The sequence below is a fragment of the Amycolatopsis sp. NPDC114504 genome, from assembly GCF_055633595.1.
Genome location: NZ_JBVKDU010000001.1, coordinates 2264292 through 2284704, shown reverse-complemented (window position 1 = coordinate 2284704; position 20413 = coordinate 2264292). Strand labels below are relative to the sequence as shown.

The window sequence follows — 20413 nt, the reverse complement described above, 5'->3', positions numbered from 1 at the left end:
CCAGGCGGCTCGGCTCGGTTAGCTCGACGGCCACGTGCAACCCAAGGATTGGCAGCCCCGATGCGTTGTAGTGCATCAGTGGCCGGCCATCCTCGCCGTGCTCCTCGAACCAGACGGCCACCTTGCCTGCCTGCTCCGAGGCGCGGTCTTCTTCCAGTCGTTCAAGTTGTCGAGATTGAGTCCGGTTGGTTTGGATCGTCGCACGTGCCGCGATCCCGGCGGCAATGAGAGCAAGCAGTGCGATCACCCCGGATCCCAACGAGAACCACACGCTCAACCAATCAGTGATCTTCGGTTCGTCAGCCAGCGTCAGCATGAAGGGAGTATCCCTTGTCGCACTGACATGGTTACCGAACGACACTCCGTGCCTAGCCTGGATCCGGTGAACTGGGTCCAGCAGCAGACAGTGCGTGAGCGATGACCGACGGCGCGAACAGCTTGTAACGCTAGTCGAGCGCGATCGTCTCAGTCGGATCCGGGTCATCCATGAAGTCAAAGATCCACTGGGTCAACTCGGACGTCGATATCTTCCGATCTGGTAGAACCAGATGCCCCTGAGGCGAGCGAACCCATGCGTTCCGTTGTTGTCTCTGAAAACATCGCGATACGGGGACGTCGAAACATTTGACTCCTGCGTAAATTCCTTGCACCCTCAGAGAGTTCAATTTGCTCATGTAGCCAGTCGATCGCCTCTGTGGCTATCTGTTGAACGCCCGAGTCCAAGACGGAATTATGCGCAGGCTTCGTCATTGGCCCGACGGTCGGCGACGGCCACAAGACTCGCCGCCTGTCCGGTGGTATCTCATGGTCGAGAGGATTTGATAGCTCGACAAGTATGTACAGGTCGTGGACTGGCAATCCTGAGGCGTTGTAGTACATTGCCGGTCGACCCGTCTCCGTGAATTCTCCGAACCAGACGGCCATCTTACCGGCCTGCTCGCGCAGGGAATTGTAATTCGACCGATCTGCCTGCTCGCGGGTTTGCTTATCCGACCGATTCCATCCCTCGATGGCGATCCACGCCGCGGTCATGGCGGCCGCAATGCTCCCCAGGCCGCCGACCCACTGACCCCAAGCTGACCACCAATTCGAATCCTTCCCGGTGCCCATTCCCCATGCAAGGAGCAGGAGGCCGGCCATCACGCCCAGGAAGCCCAGAAACCAACGTTCGCGCCGAAGGAAGTTCACTCTGCCTGCTCCTCGACCTTCGCACTGGGCGTCAGTTCTCCGGCCGTGTTGGTCTCCTCGGCGCGTCCCAATGTGTGGATGTGGCCGACGAGGTCTAGTCGGCCCGTGGGAAGGCGACGCCATCTCGATTCGCCATCCGAAAACTCCAACTGAATCTCAATTGGGAATTCGTGGAATAGTCGCTTGCTTGTCTCGAATGCGGCCCTTTTGTAGGCGGAAACTGCATCGCTCTTGGCTTGGACGTTCTCCCAGACCGCATCGTCCAAAGGTTTGCCTGGTGTGTGCATTTCGGCGACCTTAGAGATGAATTGCTCCATCGCGGTGGTGGCTCGTTTGAGTGTCTCCGGTCCTGTGGTCGGCGCAAGGGTTCTGAAACGATATTTATTTTCCTGCCCCACGAAAGAAAAAGTGAGTACGGCATCATATACGGGCAAGGTGCCAGCATTTTGAAAGCGCAGTGTCCGCGTTTCGCCGGTTCCCGGATATTTTACTGTGTCGGCGAAATGCAGCCACACTGCCACTTTGGACGCTTGGTCACGGCGCTGGCTCTCTTCCAGGCGTGCAAGCTGCGCGCTTTGGTTCCGGTTGGTCTCGATCGTCGCGATCGCAGCCACGCTGGCAGCCCCGAGGGCGAAGACGGCCACGACGGCGCTTGCTGCTGATGCCCATGCTGAGTACCAGGCTGAATCCTTACCGCCCCATATCCCCCACGTGACGATCCCAGCGGCGCAGAGCAGCATGACTACGCCGCCAACGATCAGCCACCTCTTCCACTTCGGTCTCATGGGGAAATTATCCCTTGTCACCTTGACATCGTTACTTATTTCGCTGCTGTGCATACCGTGTCGTGATGATCGAGTGCACCGTGGATGGCTGTGGCCGTCCCGCTGATGGCTTCGTGTGCCGGACCCATCAAGACGAACTTCGAGTGGCTCTTCGGGACCTCGCAGACGTTCTGCTGACCGAGCTGAACGTGACTCGCTGGAAGCTCTCCAAGTCCACGGCGAACACTGGCGTGGTCTCCCGGTCGGCCAGCTCCTCCCTCCTGTTCCACTCTGCGGCCTCGGACCTGGCGGGCACGGCGTACCAGACGCTTCAGGTGTGGGTACGTGAGCTGCAGAAGCGAAGCCCGGAGCTTCACCCGCCCGGCCCGTCGGCGAATGCCAGGGAGCTGGCCGGCTGGCTGAGCCTCTTCATCGGACGCATCGCGTTGATGCCGGACGGCGGCATGATGGCCGACGAGGTCGTCTGGTTGGCCAACGAAGTCCGCAAGGTCATCGACAGTCGACCGGACAGCCGCTTCCTCGGGATCTGCAGCACGCTGAACCAGGAGCGCGAGCGTTGCGAAGCTGACTTGTACGCACCGGTTGAGAAGGCCTATGTGACCTGCTGGGAGTGCGGGGCGCTGCATGACACCGAGGAGCGCCGCCGGATCCTCCTGAACGCTGTAGGAGGCCAGAAAGGCACCGTTACCGAGCTGGCTCGCGCGCTGCCGGAACTCGTTGGCCGCCCGATCTCCGTTGAGAGCGTGAAGACGTGGGTGCGGAAGGGCGAGCTGATCCCCGCCGGGCGCAACGAACGCGGGCACTCGCTGTTCCTGGTGGACGACCTGGTGGCCCTGGTGATCACGAAGCAGACACGTAAGCGGGGCAGGGTGGCATTGACCGTGGTCGGCGCTTAAACTCGCTGATTAGCAGAGGGAGAGCTGCGCTCTCGATCAGTCGCATTTCTGCGCATTCTCCTAAATGCATTCTTCGCTAGCCCTCGCCCGAGCCACCCGGCGAGGGCTTCTTGCTGTCAGGGGCAAGGCGCAAAATGGTTTACACCCTTACAGATTTGTTTTGCGGGGCAGGTGGCTCAGGTCTCGGTGCGACGTCGGTTCCCGGCGTCGAGCTGGTGATGGCGGCGAACCACTCGCCCCGTGCGATCGAGACGCACTCGCTGAACTTCCCGAACGCCGAGCACGATTGCGCGGACATCAGTCAGGTTGAGCCTCGGCGGTACCGGAGCACGGACATCCTGTGGGCTTCGCCGGAGTGTACGAATCACTCGATCGCGCAGGGCAGGAAGAAGAGCTACGGCCCCGATGAGAACGGCGAGACCCTGTCCTCCGACGTGGCCCAGCGGTCCCGCTCGACGATGTGGGACGTACCGCGGTTCGCCGAGGTCCACCAGTACCAAGCCGTCATCGTCGAGAACGTCGTGGACGCGGCCAAGTGGCCGCCATTCCAAGCATGGCTCGGTGCGATGGACGCTCTTGGGTACGACCACCAGATCGTCTCGCTGAACAGCATGTTCGCCCCGGCGGTCAACGCACCGAGGGCGCCGCAGTCCAGGGATCGCCTTTACGTGATCTTCAGCAGGAAAGGTAACCGGCGTCCCGACCTCGACATTCGCCCGGTTGCCTGGTGCTCGAACTGCCAGCAAGAGGTCCGAGCGGTCCAATTCTGGAATCCAGGTAGGACGGTCGGACGGTATCGGCAGCAGTACCGGTACCACTGTCCCCGCTTCGCGAAGTGCAAGACCGTCGTCGACCCGTAGGCCGAGCCGGCCAGCTCGGTGATCGACTGGAATCTGCCCGCGCAGCGGATCGGCGACCGGAGCAAGCCGCTGTCGCCGAAGACCATGGCTCGCATCGCCATCGGCCTGGAGAAGTACGTGCTCCCGCAGCTCGTGCCCGCAGGCGGCAGCTGGAGCGACGGAACCACCCCGGTGACCGACCCGTTCCGTACTCGCACCACCCGGGAGTCCGAGGGCCTGTTGGTGCCTGTGGAGGGCCGTCCCGGCAAGCAGGCGTCCCCGACCTGGAACCCGATGCGGACACAGACCGCGAGGGCTGAAACCGCTTTGTTGATCCCGTACTACCGGACCGGGGTCGCCCGTCCCGTCGATCAGCCGATGCCCACCTTGACGACGGTGGACCGGGCAGCGCTGGCTTTCGTGGCCGAACTCCGAGGCGGTGGGTCCACGGCTCGCTCGGTGCGTGACCCGCTGGCCACCGTGACGGCCAATGGCAACCACCACATGCTCGTGCAGCCGACGGTTCCATCGGCCGTGGAGGACTGCCGGTTCCGGATGCTGGCGGTGAAGGAGATTCAAGCGGCGATGGCGTTCACGCCGTCGTACGTGATCACCGGCACGAAACGGGAGCAGGTCCGGCAGTTGGGCAACGGGGTCACCGCGCCCAGCGCCGAATTCCTTGTGGGGGCCGTTGTGGGTTCTATAACCTAAGGGTGCTTTGGTCAAGATTTTCAATTTCTCGAAGAACGCCTTTCTCTGTGCGCTCCCAGCATCGTCCGTTTCCGTCTCGGAAAAGGACAATTATCTCTGTGTTCCTGATGATAAAATGCTGAGTCTGCAGCCCGCCGTCTCCGCCGTTCTCTGCCAAACTCTCCAGATCCTCTGTGACATCCCCGTTGTTAAAATAGGCGATTATCAGAGGGTGTGCGTCGTTGTCTGGGCCAATCGAATTTGCTATTCGCACGCTTTTGCCTGCTGATGGATTCTTTGCCCATCGGAGTATGACTCGGACGTCGTAGACGGGTAGTCGGCCGGCATTGCGATAGTATAAGAATATTTTCTTCTTCCTTGGCTGTAGCCATACCGCGAAGTTGGCGGCTAGCTCTCGCTCTCTATCCTCTTCGAGGCGTGCCAGCTGACGTGTTTGCGTTCTGTTCGTCTGGATTGTCGCCCGTACGGCGATCGCAGCGGCAATTAACGCAAGCAGGGTGATCACCCCAGATCCGAGGCCGAACCACACGCTCAACCAGTCGGTGACTTTCGGTTCGTCGGCAAGCACCATGCAGACGAGTCGTCCGGGAAGCCGCCCACGTTGCCCTCGTGATCGATCCGAGAGGAACCCGTGATGAACCTCTTCGGCGTCCTGCTGGCCATCGGCGTCGCCGTCTTCGTCCTGGCCGGCTTGATCTCCGACGTGACGGCCCGCATCGCCGTGACCGTGGTGTCAGCGTCCTGCCTCGTCCTAGCCGCTCTCGTGGCCGCTGGGGTCTTCTGATGGTCTGGTGGTTCATCCGCTTCACCGTCAGCGTGCCGACGATGCCGACCAACGTGGGCCCGTTCTCCAACAAGGAACAGGCCGAGCTGTTCGTGAGGCGGCATTGCGTCGAAGCCGACTACGAGATCCTGTCGATCGTCCCGCCTACTGAGCTGCGCGACGACCACGACTGAGCGGAGACCTACCGGTGCGGGACGAGCTTCCCATCTTGGTCACGGAACCAACTCTGGCCATTGGCATCGCGGAAACTGATCACGATCTCGACGCTTGCCCGAAGTCGTAGTCGCTCGGTCATCTCCTCAAGCACGGTCATTCTCCGCTGACCGGTTTCCTGATCCTGAGCTGATCGGAACAGAGTTTCGAGTCTGTTCCCGAGTCCTTGCCGGAGCGCTGCAGAGGCGGCAACGTGCTCCTCGGTCTTCTGTGTCGGCCCCACATTCCCGATCTTGATCAGTGGAGTGACCGGGCTGCGGTCGACCAACAGTTGCATGTGTACGTCAAAGGCCCGGAGCGGCGCTCCGTTGTAGTAGGAAACCGCCGGTGCTCCCTCCTCGGTCCAGTGAATCCAGAACGCGAACTGACGTGCTAGCTCGCGTGAGTCCCGCTGCTTTCGGTCGCGGTCGCTTCGCCGCCACCCCTCGCCCGCGATCCAGACGGCGGTCACCGCAGCGGCGATACTGCCGATGCCGCCAATCCATTCACCCCAAGCGGACCACCATCCTGAATCCTTGCTCAGGGCGATCCCGAGCGCCAAGAGCAAGACGAAGCCGACGGTAACCAGGAAGCCAACGAACCAGGCGTGATCGCGGAGCTTGTTCGACATGGCAGCAGTATCTCTTGTCAGCCGGTAGGCATTCGCGCACGACACGAGCCGGCCGACATGATCCACCAAGCCCGGGAGCGCGCTACGGCAACCTGAGTAGAGCTGGAAAGCCTGACTCTAGAGGGGGCCAAGCCAGAGTACGAAGGCAACACCGGACGTGATTAGCAGACGCCTTGCGCCGCGATCTGGAAGGCTCGTCGGGTCGCGGGCATCGAGCCAGAACGGACCGCCCTGAAGCTGCTCCCTTATGTGCTGCTGAAGCTGGTCCGGGTCCTGGTCATCTATCTGGAACAGAGCGCCTGCGTACTGGAAGCGAACAGCCATGACCGAGTAGTCGTCAGTAGTTGTTCCCTCGTTTCGTCTCGCTAGTCACGATCGGGGATCGGTCGTGATCAGCGGGTATACCGGCGGGCAAGGACGGCGAACTGACGGGTTGCTTCGTCGAGTTCACGAAGCGCGGCTTCGAGTTCAGCTGGAACGCTCATGATATCGGTGACTTCCTCCGTGGCAGTGATTCGACGGTATGCGGCATCTTCGGCTATAGCTACCTTCCGTGACTCAACTGCGAGATCATCCGGTCCATAGAGGTAGAGCAGGTTGGAGGTCTGCCGGAGGGCATCCCGCGCATCGTTGATCGCGGTTATCCAGCCATGTCGCTGTTCCTCCCTGGCCTGGAGTTGCCGCGCCATCCTCGCTCGGTAGTCGCCGTTAAGAGACACGATGCTTTCCCGGACCGTCGTCACTGCACCGATGAGCTTCGCGCACTGCTCGCCACGGATCTGCCTGGTCTTCGCCCTGGCTGTGATCAAGCTCTTGACCGGCTCCATCGCGGTGCCGACGACGACGCCGAACAGCGTGAAGAGACCCGTGACGACGGTGGCCCACATACCCGGTGAGTCGCTGACCGGCAGTACGGCGTTGCCGCTCCGGTGATCACGATCAGAGGTCGATCGCGATGCGCGTCTTCTGCGGAGGGCACGTCCGGCCCGCCGTCCGTGCGGAGCAGCGGGCTCGGAGCGCGGTGGGTCAGTCCTCCTCCCGCCCGATGATGACCAGCGACCACCAGGGGTGCGGTGACGCTGAAGAGCGCCCCTACCTGCGGATCAATGTGGTTGATGACCTGTGTAAGCACCGCGATGAGTGCGGTCATCAGGGCCTTGATCTCGTCGATCGACATCGGCTTCTCCTGCCGACGGAGCAGACGCCTGAAGCGCCACAGTCCGGAGTTCCCTTTCCTGCGCGCATTGGCGCTCGAAATCCCGCCCGCATACAGGACGGTGAAAGCCGACATCTGCCGTCCCGTCCATCACATGCAGCGAAGTGGCTGGTGAGACCGGTGTTCGACCTCACTCTGTTGCACCCCGATGATCACGATCAGAGGTGACCCCTGCCTACCCCGTCCCAAACAGGCGGTACGGGGAGGGCAGTGCGATGGCCTCCCAGCTAGAACTCAAGGCTCCCCAGCTCTGGCGCTACTGGACCCACGGCGAGGGCCTGGCCCGCTGGGCCGACAGCGCCACCCCATACCGCACCCTTGTTGCCCAGCTCGCCAGCGAGGAAGTCCCAGCTGGACAGATCCACGGCCTCGCTGCCCGGATCTACCACGAGGTCTTCGGCACCTGGCCCGGCAAGCACGACGGCGGGAAGCACTGATGGCCGGCGGCTGGAAGCGGGAGACCAGGCGGGTTCACTCCCGCGAGTGGCACCGCGTGATGGCCATCGTCGCCACCCGCTCTGGCGGTAAGTGCGAGGTTACGGAGAACGGCCACCGCTGCAACGCCCCGGCCAAGGACACCGACCACATTGTCCCCCACTCGGCAGGTGGATCGGACACCGTGGACAACGCCCGGCGAATCTGCGATCGGCACCACCGTGCCAAGTCCTCGGCCGAGGGAGTGGCAGCCGGCGGTCACGGACCACGACGGCTCCGCCCTGCCCCGCCCCACCCCGGGCTCCGGTCCTGACGGACACGAAGCCTCGGCGAGCAGCAGGCCAGCACGACCATGGCCGTACCCCGCATGACCAACGAGGCCTCGTTCTTCCACGCGAGCCACGTCCTCTGGCCAACCCAGGGGGCACTCCCCACCCCTCCAAGGTGCCCTGGTCGGTGGTTTAGCGAAAACGAATGTCCTCCCCGAATCGTCTTTGCCCAGGTCAGGAGGTTGTGACCATGCCTGGAGTCCCGGGACGCAGCGGCGGAGCGAACCGCAAGCGCAGTGACCAGAAGCTCGGCCACCCGAAGGTGGGCAGGGACAACCCCGCTCACCCGGACAATGTCTCGAAGCCTACGGCCCAGGTAGCCGCCGAGCAGCCGCCCTTGAAGTTCCCGCCCGGGGTGCAGGCCCCGTTGAAGGTCACGAAGGACCTGTGGGACTCGATGGCCGTCTCCGGCTACGACGAGTTCTTCACGGCCTCGGACTGGGCCACCGCCCAGATCTACATGATGGCCATCGACGACTTCATTCGAGACCTGATCGCCGGGAACGGCTGGAGGGCCGTGAAGATGGCCGAGGTTCGCTCGATGATGTCGGAGATGCTGACCACCGAGTCCGCCCGGCGACCTCCGGCGCGGGACTGGTGCCATCGGCGGGGTCCGGATCGTCCTACCCGGCGATTCCGATACCGCAGGTCGGGTCGGGGATCAGCGCTATAACCCGACGACCGACCTTTTCGAGGTCAAGGACAGCTCGGGTGCGTGGCGGCAGTCCGTCACCAACGTCGGCACCACCGACAAGGTGGCGCGCGGGGTGGTCGGCACCCAGGCAGGCAACACCGACACGAACGTCAACACCGGTACCGAACAGATCATCGTCTCGAAGACGTTCACCGCGGTCTCCGGTCGCCGGTACAAGTTCACCTTCGACGGCGAGTACTACCCGAAGAACGCAGGCGCGCAGAACAGCAACATGAAGATGACTCTCCGCGTGATCGCCGGTAGTACGCCCACCGCGACGGCAGGCACGGAGGTCCGGAACAAGTACCCGAACATGGCCGCAACCTCGTTCATCACACTGCCCTTCACGCTGTGCGGGACCTGGGTCGCAACCGGAAGCGGCACGTTCGCCGCGTCGTTCACGGCCAAGGTGGACGGCGGCCAGGGCGGCATCGCGGGCGGCGCGTCCGCCCACACCTACGAACTGCTGATCGAAGACGCGGGTCTGTGATGAGCGAGTACACCGCGTTGGCCTACGACACCGCGAGCGGTCGTGTGCTGTACGAGCTGGACCTGGCCGCTGAGCCGGAGTGGTCGGCGAGGATCAACGATTCCGGCGATTGGAAGGTCTCGGTTCCCCTTGAAGGCGGAGCCAGGACGTCACGCGTCCGGGAGTGGTGTGTGCCGTGGCGGTTCTCCGTCGCGGTCGTGCGAGGCCGTGGAACACCTGCCGACACCGTATGCCAAGCGGGACCGATCGTGGCGTACGCGCCGAACGACGACTCTCCCGTGCATACGGTGGTCGGGAAGGGCCTCTGGGAGATCTTCACCAAGAAGCGGGTGTTGCACGCCCGCACGTGGAACCCCGTCACTGCCCGGATCACCGACATGTCGGCCGACCTGACGCTCAACGACAGCTTGCCGAACATTGCCCGCAGCATCGCCGACCACGCCACCTCGATGACGTACCGGACCGGTTCTGCACTGCCCTTGGACCTGCCGGTGCCGACCGCGGTGGGGACGAGTACCCGGACCTACCACGGCTACGAGATGGCGTTCGCCGGCCAGCGGCTACAGGAACTGACCCAGGTCGACGGTGGCCCGGACGTGCTCTTCCGGCCGTACCTCACGGTCTCGGGCGGGCTGCGCTACGTCCGGCACCGGATGCTGATCGGCAATCCGTACCTCGTGCAGCCGGGCGTGCCGCTGCTCTTCGACTACCGCTCGAATCTCGTGAAGCTCACCATCGCGGGGGACGGGTCAGGCCAGGCGAACACCGCGTTCGTCAAAGGCGCGGGGAACGAGGCCGGGCAGCTCTACGGCTACGCCACCGACAGTTCGCTGATCTCGTCGAACTGGCCGCTGCTGGACATGGTGGACTCCGGGCACGCTTCCGCGTCTGATCAGTCCACGTTGGATGGCTGGTCCACGGCCGATGTGGCGCTGTACAACTCGCAACCAGAGCAGTGGCAGGCCACCGTGCGCGCCGACACGGAACCGCAGCTCGGCTCGTACCTGCCGGGACACTTCGCCGACTACAGCGTGAAGAACCACCACTGGCTCAAGAACGGCAAGTACTCCTATCGCATCATCGGCATCTCGAACGGACCGGACCGAGACAAGGTTTTGCATCAGCTGCAAGCGGTCAGGGGGTCCTGAGTGGTTGCGAACCAACCGATCGAACGTCCCCAGTCGACCGACTTCCTGTTCAATCAGCTGAGTGATCTTCAGCGACAGCTCGACGAGTTGACCCATCAGTCGAAGTTCCCGTTCACGGTGTCGCACACTGGCGGGGTCCTGGACTTCGCCGTGGTGCCTCGACCGAACGCCGCCGGCGGGGCTGCGGTGCTGATCTACGACGGCGCTGCACACCTCGTGCTCGGGTCCGATGTGGACGTCGGATACGGACTGGCGCAGCCCTACATCCAGGTGCCGATGTACCCGACAAACCCGGGGCTGATCTTCAACACCAGCACGTCGTTCGCCTCCTACTACACCGGGCAGGTTCAGCAGCTCAACAGCTGTTTCCTGGCGCAGTGGCGAATGAACGACTCCTGGGGCGGCGCCGGAGCCGCGTCGGTGGTCGAGAGCTACGTGAAGATCTACGACGCGACGACCGGGTGGACCTGGACCAGCCCCACCGTGACATCGCCCGCGTCAAGCACTACAGCCCCGGGTGTGCTGACCACGTGCGGCCCGTACTCGGTGCAGGTGCCCGCAGCGTCGATCGGGAACTTCCTGGGCGTCGACATCTTCTCGCGGGTGGTATCGGGTGGCGCCCAGTCGGCCATCGCGGTCACGCCGGTGTCGATGCTCGGTGCTGCGTACTCGTTCGCTCGGACGTGGTTCGGCGGGACCACGTCCCCCTGAATCAATTGAAAAAGGTCGGCTACGGCGCGGTCTGACGGAGAGGACCTTGTGGCTAATAAGCAGGTTGTGCTCTACGGCGATGTGATCCAGTGGCAGAACGACGGCAAGACGAACAACTTGGCCGAGATCCAGGCGGTCGCCGTGGTGCCGAACGCGCAGCTCTACCCGGATGACAACAACGCACTCGGGATGCTGAAGCAAGGGCCGACGAACTACCAGTGTTACGCCTACCCCGGGGACTACCTGTTGTGGTCGATGGACCGATGGTGGCGCATCCCGCAGACGGACGCCACCACAGCGGTCTCCCTTGCCACGGCCAAGCCGGTCACGGTCCAGCGCAAGACGATCGCAGTCCCGGCGATGCTGCTGGGCTGGAGGCAGACCCTCACGGTCACGTGGGACGCCGCGATGGCGTCGACGGACTACATGGTCGTCGTGACAGCGATAGGTGCTCAGAACGTCACTGGTGGCCTTGCGTGGGGACTGGTTTCGCGTACAGCTAGCGGAATTCAGCTTGCTGTCACCGCAACAAGTGCACTCCTCGCGGGTCAGATCACGCTCGACGTGGCCGCAATAGGCACTTAGGCACTGGGGGAAGCCGTGGACGCTGGCACGTGGGTGGCGGTGCTCGGGATCGTGGTCACGCTGCTGCTTGCGTTGATTGCTGGCGGGTGGACGGTATTCACGCGACAGAACGACCAGCTTCGCGAGCGGATCAGATCACTTGAAGCCGATCTGAAGGTGGCCCAGGCGACCACGGTCACGAAGGACCAGCTCGTCTCGGAGCTGAAGCTGCAGAACTCGAAGCTGGAGATCACGGCGCAGATCCAGAACCAGTTCTTCGGCGAACTGCGCGCACGGGCACCGCACCGAAACGAGGGTGGCGATACGCCATGACGTGGTGGCGCAAGCGGCGAACGCACGATCGCACCGTCGCACCGAGTGCAGAGCAAGTAGTTCAGTACGAGCGAGCCGAGCGGGAGCTACGAGAAATCCGCGCCAACCGCCGGAAGGTCGATGACATGCAGTCGAACTTGCTCGATCACCTTGAGGCCAACGGCTTTGCCTGGCGGATGGCCGAGGCGATGCGAGAGACGAGGCGGGCATGAACCTGACCGGCTGGGAGCGGTGGATGTTCCTCGCACTCCTGATCATCGGGGCGGCTGCCTCGTGGTCCTTCATCGGCTACTACACGTACAAGTTCAGCTGGTGGCGGAACTCCCTCGGCCAGAACCTGGTGTCCTTCTCCGCGATCGTCGGAGTGTTCTACACGTGGTACCTGGTTCTCTTCATCTGGCCGGACATCCCCTACAAGAACGCGGTCAGGACCGTGCTGTTCCTCGCACTGACCCTGGTCGTGGTGTGGCGGACCGCCCTCTTCGTGAAGATCACCCGCGAGCTTGAGCGCTCCAATGTGGAACGCATCGTCCCGCGCAAGGAAGAGAGGCGGGTCGATGACGCGAGGCATTGACGTTCACCCGTACTACCAAGCGGGCCTCAACTGGAGTCAGGTGCAGAACGTCGGCTTCGTGTGGGTCAAGGCCTCCGACGGGGCAACGGCCTACACGAAGACCGTCAACGGCGTGGTGTACCGACCGGACACCCACGTTGCCGGAGCGAAGTCGCGCGGTATCCCCGTGGGCGTCTACCACTACGCACAGCCAAGCCCGGCCCCTGAAGTGCAGGCGGACGTCATGCTCCGCGAGGCCGAACGCCTCGGCGCGATGGACGTGGTGCCGATGCTCGACTTGGAGGCACCCTTCACGGCGAACGCGGCAGCGAAGAGCTTCGCCACGGCTTTCCTGAACCGGGTGATCGCCCGGGGCTACCGGCCCTGCGTCTACCTGAGCAACGCCTTCGCGAAGGTCTTGCGCCCGGACCTATGGGGCATCCCGAACCTCGTGATCGTCATCGCCCGGTACGGGGCGAAGCCGGATGCGGCAGCCGGCCGCTACGACGTCCACCAGTACGACGACAAGGGGTCCGTGGCGGGCTTGGCGGTCGACCTGGACGAGTCCTACACCAGCGCCCACCTGATGACCTCGGAGGACGACATGCCCAGCGTCAATGACTTTCTGAACGCCAGCATCGGCAACCGGCCGAACGGAACTTCCGTGAAGCTCGGGGAAGCTATGTTGAACCTGTACAACGGAGCCTACTACGGCGGCGGCGACGCAGGCCCGAACCCGGTCTTCAAGACGGTGAACGCCACCGACGCGAAGGTGGACGCGCTTGCCGCAGCGCTCGCTGCAGCGACGAACGATCCGGACATCGACCTGGACGCCGTGCGGACCATCGTCACCGAGGCAGTGAGGGCCAACATGCGGATCACGGGGACCTTGGAGGTCACCGGCAAGGACGCGACGTGAGCCAGTTGGAACAGGTCACTCGGAGCTGACGGCCCGCCTGAACCAGTAAGAGGTCTCGCGCACGAGGTTGTTGATGGTTGGGCCGTCCGGCGTGCGTTTGCTCGCCTCGGTTTTCTGGGAGTGGCCAGCGTCCTTCATCCATTGCCAGCCGTCAGCACCCAGGCGGTTCAAGAACTCGGTGAACTCCTCGATGTAGTTGGGCTGTTCATCGAGGGGGTCTGGCTTACTGCTGGCCGTGCCATCGGGTCCGACCATCACGTACTGGACTGTCCAGAAGGTCTGTGCGACGAGGGCCCGCCCGTCTGGATCCAGCGGCGTATGTGTGCCTTCGAGTCGTGTGATGTGTGTGTACTCCCACTTGGTGACCACATATCCTCCCAGTTCGCGTTCGCCCTTGAGTCGGCAAAGTTGGATCATCCGTTACCGACTTGGCAGTTTGTCAGCGCGGAACCTAAGCAATGGGCGATCGCCATCAGGCACGCCTTCAGCTGCGAGATCGACCCGGCACTTACCGCGGTCATCGTCGGCATCGCTTCCACGCTGGCCGGCTACCTGACCCCGTCCCCCGCCACCAACGATCAGGAAGGAAGCCCGCAGTGAGCGAGCAGGAGTATCACCCCCGAGCGCCCAGTTCAACCCGGCCCACCCGGACAACGCCGGTTGGGCGAACGGACCGAAGCCGCCTCAGCTTCCCGCCGAGGCGCAGATCGTCCGGAACTTCACCGACCCGGAGCAGGCCCCGCCCGCCGAGTCCGGGATCGTGCAGGCGCACCAGGACGGCGCGTTCGCCGACGAGCACGTCGCCATCCCAACAGCCGAGGACGAGCCGAAGCAGCCTGAGCCGGCCAAGGCCGAGTCCGACGAGACCCCGCAGGACAAGACGGCCCGCAAGCGCTGACCGGTTCCGGCACTACGAAGCCGACCCGCCCTGACGCGGGTCACCAAGGCCCCCGCGCTCCCTGGCACTCGATCGCCGGGTTGAGCGCGGGGCCTCCTTTGTGTCTTCGGGGTGTAGCGGGTGGCCGATCTCTGCCGACAAGAAAGGTGTAGGTCGACATAGGGAGGCACGCCAGTGCAGCGACAGCAGATCGACGTCTTCACGAATGATGATCTGAACCAGCTTGCGTTGGACATCGAGAGAGACCTTGAGCAGAAGCGGCTCAGCCACCCACGAACAGAGATCCGTGTGTCGTCGATGACGTTGACCAACGTCTTCGTGCCGAGAGGCCATCCGGACGCCGGGCTCACGTTCAGCGCCCTCGTCTGCTTCGACATCGGCTGACTGAGGTCCATGCAGTAGCGATGGCGCTCCTGTCATCAACTCTTCGTGAGAACCCGACTAAGGAGGTAGCAGTGCCCAAACAGGTCATGGGTGCGTACACCCACGTGGACCCCAATCACATCGCGCAGCAGGTGAGCAAGACGCTCGAAATGAACTCGGAGTGGACTGTGTCGTCGATGTCTATGAGCGAGAGTTGGACCCCGGACGGTACCAACTACCGGATGACCGCGCTGGTGGTCTTCAATGTCGTTGAACCCGTCTAGCCCTGCGTCTTAGGCGGATAGTGCGGAGCCCCACGGCGGCCGACTGGGACGTGGGACCGTGGGGCTCCGCCTTCACCCGAAAGTGAAGTGGACACCCGGCCGATGCGCACACTTCGGAGGACCGCGCACCGACCGGGCTGACTATGGGCGACGCCTGGGAATGTTCTCGCTCTGGCGATAGGCCACGTCGCACTCCCAGCACGTCGTGACACATGGGGGTCGGTGCTCGCTCGGCTCGAACTCGATGTCCTCGACCCGACCGCACAACGTCGTCAGGGTGCGTTCGGGGAAGTCCACCCGGGCAACTCGGTGCCACATGTCATCGACGACCGGTTGAAGCCCGGCCCGGTTCAGATAGACAACGACGCTCACGTGGACCACCCGCACACCGGCGTCCGGACCTTGGTGCCGCCTTCAAGGACCTCCACGCGCGTGTCTGCCCGCACGGGCACTTCTCATCCGGGAGCGGCCTCGCGTTGCGGGTGAGGATGACCTTCGGTGCCTCGCTGGTCTTCATGACGGCCGTCCGTTCCGAGCTTCCTGCCGCTCGCTGAGGCACCCGGGGCACACCTCGAACCGGCCGTGCCGCTGCAGGGGCACCGGGTCGATCTCTCGCCGGACGTGCTGGAGAGGAAGAAGCCTTCCGGCCTCGCACCACGGCGTCAGGTGAGCGAACGAGGGATCGGCCAACTCGCGCTTGCGGTAGTCGGGGACCAAGCCGTCCGCCGATCGGTGCCGTTGGGCGTAGTCGGCTTCGGTGTCGGCCCTGACCAGTCCTCGCACTCCGCTCATGACTTTGGTCCCCATGTGTGTTGCCCATCGCCACTTATCATGACGTCCTGACAAGTTTACTGTCACATGCGGCGGGCAACTGGTCAAGACGAGTTGACGAGTGGAGAATGGTTGTCATGGTGGACCGCACGAGTGGAGTTCCAGCGTTCCGGCAAGTGGCTACCGATCTTCGGCGGAAGATCGATGCCGGTGAGTACGCGCCCGGAGCCAAGCTTCCGAGTGAACGCGAACTGATCGACGCCTATGGCGTTTCGCGGCCGACCGTCCGCGAGGCGGTGAATCTGCTGAGGTCCGAAGGCGTGGTCAATGTCGAGCACGGACGCGGCGTGTTCGTCCGGCCTCCGTCGAACATTCAGCGGCTTGCCCGTTCCCGGCTCTCCCGAGAAGCACGCGGTCGGAACGAAGGCGCGTTCCTGGCCGAAGCGAAGGCCAAGGGCTTCACGCCGTCGAGCAACGTCAAGGTCCGTTTCGAGTCAGCCGACGAGCGTGCGGCCGAATACCTGCAGGTAGACGTGGGTACTGAGCTGACCGTGAGAGATCGGGTGATGCGAGCCGATGGGCTGGTGGCTCAACTCGCGGTGTCCCGGCTGCCTCGCGAAATCACTCGGGGCACCGCGATCGAGAAGGTCGACACCGGACCGGGAGGTGCGTACGCCCGTCTCGAAGAAGCCGATCACGAAATCGGTTCCTTCGCCGAACACGTCGGTGCCCGGATGCCTTCTCCGGACGAACTCCGGCTCTTGCAGCTCGGTGACGGCGTGCCGGTCCTGACGATCACTCGCGTGGCCTACGGCACCGACGGCAGGCCGCTGGAGATGAACGACATCACGCTCCCGGCCAGCCTGTACCAGCTAAGTTATGAGTGGGCCGCCGACTGAGCTGAAACACGCGAAGGCCCCCGACGCCATGAGGTGCCGGGGGCTTCTTGCTGGTCAGGCTAGGTGTACATCGCGTCTTCGATCGCTTCCACGAGGGCTTCGATCTGCTCGGCGCTCTGCTTCGAGTACGGGAACTGGTTCGACGGCGCCTTCGACGACATCGCGGGCATCTGCTTGGGCAGCTCCGGCGACTCGCCGGACAAGCGGAACGTGAGCATCCCTGTCGGGTCCAGCCGGGCCGGACGCTTGTGCTCGATGGCCTGGATCCGATCGATCCGGAACCGGTTCTTCAGCTCGCCCCGGGATGCCCAACCGCCGGTCACGATCGTGATGGTCACGGACTTGCCGTCGAACTTGATCCTCCGGTGCGCTCCCGGTGCGCCGATCTCAAAGGTGGTCTCTGACATGCGGGTTGCTCCTTATCTACCGGCGTGAATCTGAGACGACGAGCCAAGTCAGTACGACCACTCCCAGCCATGGGCGCCGGGGCCGAACAGCCCGGACCCGTCGGTGAGCTGTAACGTGCCGCTCTTCGACGGCGTCCCTACGGCCACCTGACCGGTGTAGGTCCGGTTGGGGGCGTAGGCCGAGGGAAAGGCCTTCGGCGTGACGCACATGTCGGTCTCCGCCTGGTTCGTGACGCCGTCGCTGCCGGTCGTGGAGAACGCGTACGGGTTGATCAGGCCCGGCAAGACGTTGAACGCGCTGACCCCGTTGGCGGTGTCCGTGTCGGTGTAGGTCTTGACCGTCACGTCGAGCAACACGGTGTGTTTGCCCGCCTCACGGGAGGCGTACGGGCTGCACTTCGGGTCGACGGAGATCTTCGTAACCCAGAAGTCGACGGACGGGCTGCCGTCGTTGCCCGAGATACCGGCCTTCTCGCCGATCTTCTTCGCGATGTAGGCCGGCTGGGTAGTGGACGGGGCGGCCGAGGTCGACGAAGTCACGCTGGCCGGGGCAGCCGCCGGTGATGCTGAGGTCGGAGCCGGGGCGGGTGGCTCGTTCCCGCAGGCAGTGAGGCTGAAGGCGGCGATCGCAGCCGTGACGAAGAGGATCGTGCGCTTGATCATGATGTAGCCCCTCGGGGGTGTAGTGATCAGGAGTCGCAGCCAGCAGCAGGCCTGTTACGCCCGATTCGCGAACCCCTGACGAGTAGTGGTTCTTTGTTGGATGAGTAGCACGCTGATCCTGCTGGTGATCTACCTGCTCACGACCGTCGGCGCGATCCTGCTGCTGTTCGTGAAGCGCCGGATGCGCGTGCCGGGCTGGCACCTCGTGTTCCCGATCGGCGCGCTCGCCGTGCTCGGGTACACGGTGTACGTCAACGTCGTGCCGTACCCGACCGAAGGTCCGGCGCGGTGGTTCCCCGTGGTGGCCGGGGCCGTGCTGGTGCTCGCGGTGATCTTGGTGCTGTCCGCGCCGGGCTTCGCTCGTAGGGTGGGGGACAGGCTGACCACCATGGACGGAGGCGCATGACCGACCTGCTCCCGTTCGTCGCGGACCTGCCACTGGTGGACCACCACTGCCACGGTGTCGCCACCGGTGGCGTGGCCCGCGCGGACTTCGAGGCGATGCTGACCGAGGCGGACACGACGTCGCCGCTCGGCACCAGCCTGTTCGACTCGCTGATCGGGCTGGCCGTGCGCGCACGCTGCGCACCGGTGCTCGACCTGCCCGAGCACGCGGCAGCCGATGCCTACCTCGAACGCCGCGCCGAACTGGGCGCGGCCGAGGTGGCGCGGCGGTTCCTGCGCGCCACCGGCACGACGGACTTCCTGCTGGACGGCGGGTTCCTCCCGGACGCGCTGACCACGACGGCCGAGTTCGCGGAGCTGGCCGGCGCCCGCGCGCACGACGTCGTCCGGCTGGAACAGGTCGCCGAACACGTCATCCGGGGATCCACCGCGGCCGGGTTCGCCGCGGCCTGCACCGACGAGCTGGGGAAACGGGCGAAGACCGCGGTGGGGTTCAAGTCGATCGCGGCCTACCGCGTCGGGCTCGAGCTGGCGGGGGAGCGGCCGTCGCCGCCGGAGGTCGAAGCGGCCGCCGGCCGGTGGCTCGCCGGGGGCGGCGGGCGGCTCGCCGACGAGGTCCTGCACCGGTTCCTCGTCTTCACCGGCCTCGACCTCGGCCTGCCGGTGCAGTTCCACGTCGGGTACGGCGACGCCGACGTCGACCTGCACCGCTGCGACCCGCTGCGGCTCACCGGGCTGCTGCGGGCCACCCGCGACCGCGGCGTGCCGATCCTGCTGCTGCACAACTACCCGTTCCACCGCAACGCCGCCTACCTCGCGCAGGTCTTCGAGCACGTCTTCGTCGACGTCGGCCTCGCCACCCACAACGCGGGCTTCCGCGCGCCGGCGATCCTGGCCGAGCTGCTGGAGATCGCGCCGTTCGGGAAGGTCCTCTTCTCCACCGACGCGTTCGGCCTGGCCGAGCTGTACCACCTGGGCACGGCCCTGTTCCGCCAGGGACTTTCGGACTTCCTGCGCGCCGGGCTCGCCGCCGGCGCGATGTCCGAAGTGGACGCCGTCCGGCTGTGTGCTTTGGTGGGACACGAGAACGCGAAGAGGATCTACCGCTTGGAGCACGGGTGAACGACCTTTGGGACCGCTGGACGCGGGCGATCGACGAGGAACTGCCCGCCGCGATCGAACTCCGGCACGCGGTGCACGCCGACCCGCGCGGTTCAGGCGACGAGGAGGACACCGCCCGGCTGGTGGCCGAGGCCCTCGGCGCCGGTGACGGCACCCGCGTCGCCAAGACCGGCCGCGCGATCCCGCTGCCCGGCGGCGACGGCCCGGTCGTGGCGCTGCGAGCGGAGCTCGACGCGCTGCCGGTGCTGGAGGGCACGGGCGTGCCGTGGGCGTCGGGCAACGAGTTCATGCACGCGTGCGGTCACGACGTCCACCTCGCCGCGCTGGTCGCGGCCGGCCGGGCGGCCGTGCGCGTCGGCGTGCCGCGGCCGATCCTGGCGCTGCTGCAGCCGCGGGAGGAGACGTCGCCGCCCGGCGCGCTCGACATCGTCGAAGCCGGTGTGCTGGCCGAGGCCGGGGTGGACGCGGTGATCGGCGCGCACGTCCAGCCGCGGCTCGCGCACGGCGTCGTCGCGGCGGTGCCGGGCCCGGTCAACGCGTCGACCGACGAGTTCGAGGTGACGATGCGCGGCCAGGGCGGCCACGCCGGCTACCCGCACCTGCTGCGCGACCCGATCCTGGCGCTGGCGCAGCTGGTGGTGAGCCTGCAGCAGCTCGCGTCCCGCCGGATCGACCCGGTCCACGGCGCGGTCTGCTCGGTCGGCCGGATCCAGGGCGGCACCGCGGCCAACGTCGTCCCGAACAGCGCGAGCGCGTTCGGCTCGCTGCGCCTGATGCGCGAGGTCGACCGCGAGCGCGCGCTGGAGACGCTGGCGGAGATCGTGCATGGCACGGCGAAGGCGCACGGCTGCACCGCCGAGCTGGAGATCAGCCCGTGCGAGCCGGTGCTGGCCAACGACCCGGCGCTGGCGACGGGGGCCCGGAAGTGGCTGAGCCGCGCCGGCTTCACCGTCGACGACCAGTTCCGTTCGTTCGGCGCGGACGACTTCGCCCACTACTGCGGCGGCGCGACGCGCGGGCTGATGCTGTTCGTCGGCCTCGGCGACACCGCGGGCGTCCCCAGCCTCCACGACGAACGGTTCCTCCCGCGCGACCAGGCTGTGGTCCGAGTGGCGCACGCGCTGGTGGCGGGCTACCTGGCCGCTGTGGAAGCCGAGAGCCGCTAGCGCTACGGTGGCCGCGT

At 64.9% G+C, this 20413-nt stretch carries 32 protein-coding genes; 24 read left to right on the top strand and 8 right to left on the bottom strand.

Going from position 1 to position 20413, the window contains the following annotated elements; genetic code table 11:
- Positions 1-492: 492 nt before the first annotated feature.
- Both ACZ7PG_RS10685 and ACZ7PG_RS10680 read right to left on the bottom strand, forming a co-directional pair.
- A complete protein-coding gene (locus ACZ7PG_RS10685; RefSeq protein ID WP_470238818.1) occupies positions 493-1188 on the bottom strand; it encodes a hypothetical protein in 696 nt (231 codons plus the stop codon).
- Positions 1185-1973 carry a hypothetical protein gene (locus ACZ7PG_RS10680; protein WP_470238817.1) on the bottom strand — a complete coding sequence of 263 codons (789 nt, stop codon included), beginning with the start codon at positions 1971-1973 and terminating at the stop codon, positions 1185-1187. Before ACZ7PG_RS10680 ends, ACZ7PG_RS10685 begins: the two co-directional genes overlap by 4 nt.
- A gap of 65 nt (positions 1974-2038) precedes the next feature.
- On the opposite strand from ACZ7PG_RS10680, the gene ACZ7PG_RS10675 reads away from it, so the two are divergent.
- The 3 genes from ACZ7PG_RS10675 to ACZ7PG_RS10665 all read left to right on the top strand — a co-directional run bounded on the left by ACZ7PG_RS10675 (position 2039) and on the right by ACZ7PG_RS10665 (position 4419).
- Complete coding sequence (locus ACZ7PG_RS10675; protein WP_470238816.1) at positions 2039-2869, top strand: hypothetical protein; 831 nt, start codon at positions 2039-2041, stop codon at positions 2867-2869.
- Between the two features lie 134 nt (positions 2870-3003).
- Positions 3004-3729 (top strand): DNA cytosine methyltransferase, encoded by a 726-nt coding sequence (locus ACZ7PG_RS10670; protein ID WP_470238815.1) that lies wholly within the window; start codon positions 3004-3006, stop codon positions 3727-3729.
- Between the two features lie 84 nt (positions 3730-3813).
- Positions 3814-4419, top strand: coding sequence for a hypothetical protein (locus ACZ7PG_RS10665; RefSeq protein WP_470238814.1), 606 nt, complete (start codon positions 3814-3816; stop codon positions 4417-4419).
- Here ACZ7PG_RS10665 and ACZ7PG_RS10660 read toward each other — a convergent pair.
- The gene (locus ACZ7PG_RS10660; protein WP_470238813.1) at positions 4409-4990 is read right to left on the bottom strand and encodes a hypothetical protein; all 582 of its coding nucleotides are present in this window, start codon (positions 4988-4990) and stop codon (positions 4409-4411) included. The two genes, ACZ7PG_RS10665 and ACZ7PG_RS10660, sit on opposite strands and share 11 nt — an antisense overlap.
- 63 nt (positions 4991-5053) lie before the next feature.
- Between ACZ7PG_RS10660 and ACZ7PG_RS10655 the strand changes: the two genes are divergently transcribed.
- Positions 5054-5203, top strand: coding sequence for a hypothetical protein (locus tag ACZ7PG_RS10655; RefSeq protein ID WP_470238812.1), 150 nt, complete (start codon positions 5054-5056; stop codon positions 5201-5203).
- A complete protein-coding gene (locus tag ACZ7PG_RS10650) occupies positions 5203-5376 on the top strand; it encodes a hypothetical protein (RefSeq protein WP_470238811.1) in 174 nt (57 codons plus the stop codon). Before ACZ7PG_RS10655 ends, ACZ7PG_RS10650 begins: the two co-directional genes overlap by 1 nt.
- An 8-nt stretch (positions 5377-5384) precedes the next feature.
- Here the strand turns inward: ACZ7PG_RS10650 and ACZ7PG_RS10645 are convergent, their stop codons facing one another.
- Complete coding sequence (locus tag ACZ7PG_RS10645) at positions 5385-6026, bottom strand: hypothetical protein (RefSeq protein WP_470238810.1); 642 nt, start codon at positions 6024-6026, stop codon at positions 5385-5387.
- A 392-nt stretch (positions 6027-6418) separates the two neighbouring features.
- Complete coding sequence (locus ACZ7PG_RS10640) at positions 6419-6913, bottom strand: hypothetical protein (protein ID WP_470238809.1); 495 nt, start codon at positions 6911-6913, stop codon at positions 6419-6421.
- Between the two features lie 544 nt (positions 6914-7457).
- Between ACZ7PG_RS10640 and ACZ7PG_RS10635 the strand changes: the two genes are divergently transcribed.
- The 11 genes from ACZ7PG_RS10635 (at position 7458) to ACZ7PG_RS10585 (ending at position 13418) form a co-directional block, all read left to right on the top strand.
- Positions 7458-7679, top strand: coding sequence for a hypothetical protein (locus ACZ7PG_RS10635; protein WP_470238808.1), 222 nt, complete (start codon positions 7458-7460; stop codon positions 7677-7679).
- On the top strand, positions 7679-7990 hold the full coding sequence (locus ACZ7PG_RS10630; protein WP_470238807.1) for an HNH endonuclease: 312 nt from the start codon (positions 7679-7681) through the stop codon (positions 7988-7990). Before ACZ7PG_RS10635 ends, ACZ7PG_RS10630 begins: the two co-directional genes overlap by 1 nt.
- Before the next feature lie 206 nt (positions 7991-8196).
- Entirely contained in the window at positions 8197-8679 is a 483-nt protein-coding gene (locus tag ACZ7PG_RS10625; RefSeq protein ID WP_470238806.1) for a phage terminase small subunit, read from the top strand.
- 94 nt (positions 8680-8773) lie between these two features.
- Entirely contained in the window at positions 8774-9190 is a 417-nt protein-coding gene (locus ACZ7PG_RS10620) for a hypothetical protein (protein WP_470238805.1), read from the top strand.
- Positions 9190-10338 (top strand): hypothetical protein, encoded by a 1149-nt coding sequence (locus tag ACZ7PG_RS10615; protein ID WP_470238804.1) that lies wholly within the window; start codon positions 9190-9192, stop codon positions 10336-10338. Before ACZ7PG_RS10620 ends, ACZ7PG_RS10615 begins: the two co-directional genes overlap by 1 nt.
- Positions 10339-10491: 153 nt before the next feature.
- On the top strand, positions 10492-11049 hold the full coding sequence (locus tag ACZ7PG_RS10610; RefSeq protein WP_470238803.1) for a hypothetical protein: 558 nt from the start codon (positions 10492-10494) through the stop codon (positions 11047-11049).
- Between the two features lie 66 nt (positions 11050-11115).
- Positions 11116-11634, top strand: a complete 519-nt coding sequence (locus tag ACZ7PG_RS10605; RefSeq protein ID WP_470238802.1) for a hypothetical protein — start codon at positions 11116-11118, stop codon at positions 11632-11634.
- 15 nt (positions 11635-11649) lie between these two features.
- Positions 11650-11946, top strand: a complete 297-nt coding sequence (locus ACZ7PG_RS10600) for a hypothetical protein (RefSeq protein WP_470238801.1) — start codon at positions 11650-11652, stop codon at positions 11944-11946.
- A complete protein-coding gene (locus ACZ7PG_RS10595) occupies positions 11943-12158 on the top strand; it encodes a DUF7620 family protein (RefSeq protein WP_470238800.1) in 216 nt (71 codons plus the stop codon). Before ACZ7PG_RS10600 ends, ACZ7PG_RS10595 begins: the two co-directional genes overlap by 4 nt.
- Positions 12155-12520 (top strand): putative phage holin, encoded by a 366-nt coding sequence (locus tag ACZ7PG_RS10590; protein WP_470238799.1) that lies wholly within the window; start codon positions 12155-12157, stop codon positions 12518-12520. Before ACZ7PG_RS10595 ends, ACZ7PG_RS10590 begins: the two co-directional genes overlap by 4 nt.
- Positions 12504-13418, top strand: a complete 915-nt coding sequence (locus ACZ7PG_RS10585; RefSeq protein ID WP_470238798.1) for a glycoside hydrolase family 25 protein — start codon at positions 12504-12506, stop codon at positions 13416-13418. The genes ACZ7PG_RS10590 and ACZ7PG_RS10585 overlap by 17 nt, the downstream gene beginning before the upstream one ends.
- Before the next feature lie 15 nt (positions 13419-13433).
- Here the strand turns inward: ACZ7PG_RS10585 and ACZ7PG_RS10580 are convergent, their stop codons facing one another.
- Complete coding sequence (locus ACZ7PG_RS10580; RefSeq protein ID WP_470238797.1) at positions 13434-13787, bottom strand: hypothetical protein; 354 nt, start codon at positions 13785-13787, stop codon at positions 13434-13436.
- 39 nt (positions 13788-13826) lie between these two features.
- Between ACZ7PG_RS10580 and ACZ7PG_RS10575 the strand changes: the two genes are divergently transcribed.
- From ACZ7PG_RS10575 to ACZ7PG_RS10555, 5 genes are all read left to right on the top strand, one after another.
- Positions 13827-14018, top strand: coding sequence for a hypothetical protein (locus tag ACZ7PG_RS10575; protein ID WP_470238796.1), 192 nt, complete (start codon positions 13827-13829; stop codon positions 14016-14018).
- Between the two features lie 160 nt (positions 14019-14178).
- A complete protein-coding gene (locus ACZ7PG_RS10570) occupies positions 14179-14316 on the top strand; it encodes a hypothetical protein (RefSeq protein WP_470238795.1) in 138 nt (45 codons plus the stop codon).
- A 174-nt stretch (positions 14317-14490) separates the two neighbouring features.
- A complete protein-coding gene (locus tag ACZ7PG_RS10565) occupies positions 14491-14700 on the top strand; it encodes a hypothetical protein (protein ID WP_470238794.1) in 210 nt (69 codons plus the stop codon).
- Between the two features lie 71 nt (positions 14701-14771).
- Positions 14772-14963, top strand: a complete 192-nt coding sequence (locus ACZ7PG_RS10560) for a hypothetical protein (RefSeq protein ID WP_470238793.1) — start codon at positions 14772-14774, stop codon at positions 14961-14963.
- A 908-nt stretch (positions 14964-15871) separates the two neighbouring features.
- On the top strand, positions 15872-16633 hold the full coding sequence (locus ACZ7PG_RS10555) for a GntR family transcriptional regulator (RefSeq protein ID WP_470238792.1): 762 nt from the start codon (positions 15872-15874) through the stop codon (positions 16631-16633).
- Between the two features lie 59 nt (positions 16634-16692).
- Here ACZ7PG_RS10555 and ACZ7PG_RS10550 read toward each other — a convergent pair whose 3' ends face one another.
- On the bottom strand, positions 16693-17040 hold the full coding sequence (locus ACZ7PG_RS10550; protein ID WP_470238791.1) for a hypothetical protein: 348 nt from the start codon (positions 17038-17040) through the stop codon (positions 16693-16695).
- Between the two features lie 48 nt (positions 17041-17088).
- A complete protein-coding gene (locus ACZ7PG_RS10545) occupies positions 17089-17580 on the bottom strand; it encodes a hypothetical protein (RefSeq protein WP_470238790.1) in 492 nt (163 codons plus the stop codon).
- Between the two features lie 223 nt (positions 17581-17803).
- Between ACZ7PG_RS10545 and ACZ7PG_RS10540 the strand changes: the two genes are divergently transcribed.
- Genes ACZ7PG_RS10540 through ACZ7PG_RS10530 form a run of 3 tightly spaced genes read left to right on the top strand, consistent with a single transcriptional unit; the run spans position 17804 to position 20396 of the window.
- Positions 17804-18109, top strand: coding sequence for a hypothetical protein (locus ACZ7PG_RS10540; RefSeq protein ID WP_470238789.1), 306 nt, complete (start codon positions 17804-17806; stop codon positions 18107-18109).
- Positions 18106-19230 carry an amidohydrolase family protein gene (locus ACZ7PG_RS10535; RefSeq protein WP_470238788.1) on the top strand — a complete coding sequence of 375 codons (1125 nt, stop codon included), beginning with the start codon at positions 18106-18108 and terminating at the stop codon, positions 19228-19230. The genes ACZ7PG_RS10540 and ACZ7PG_RS10535 overlap by 4 nt, the downstream gene beginning before the upstream one ends.
- Complete coding sequence (locus ACZ7PG_RS10530) at positions 19227-20396, top strand: M20 metallopeptidase family protein (RefSeq protein ID WP_470238787.1); 1170 nt, start codon at positions 19227-19229, stop codon at positions 20394-20396. The genes ACZ7PG_RS10535 and ACZ7PG_RS10530 overlap by 4 nt, the downstream gene beginning before the upstream one ends.
- The last annotated feature ends 17 nt before the right edge of the window (positions 20397-20413 follow it).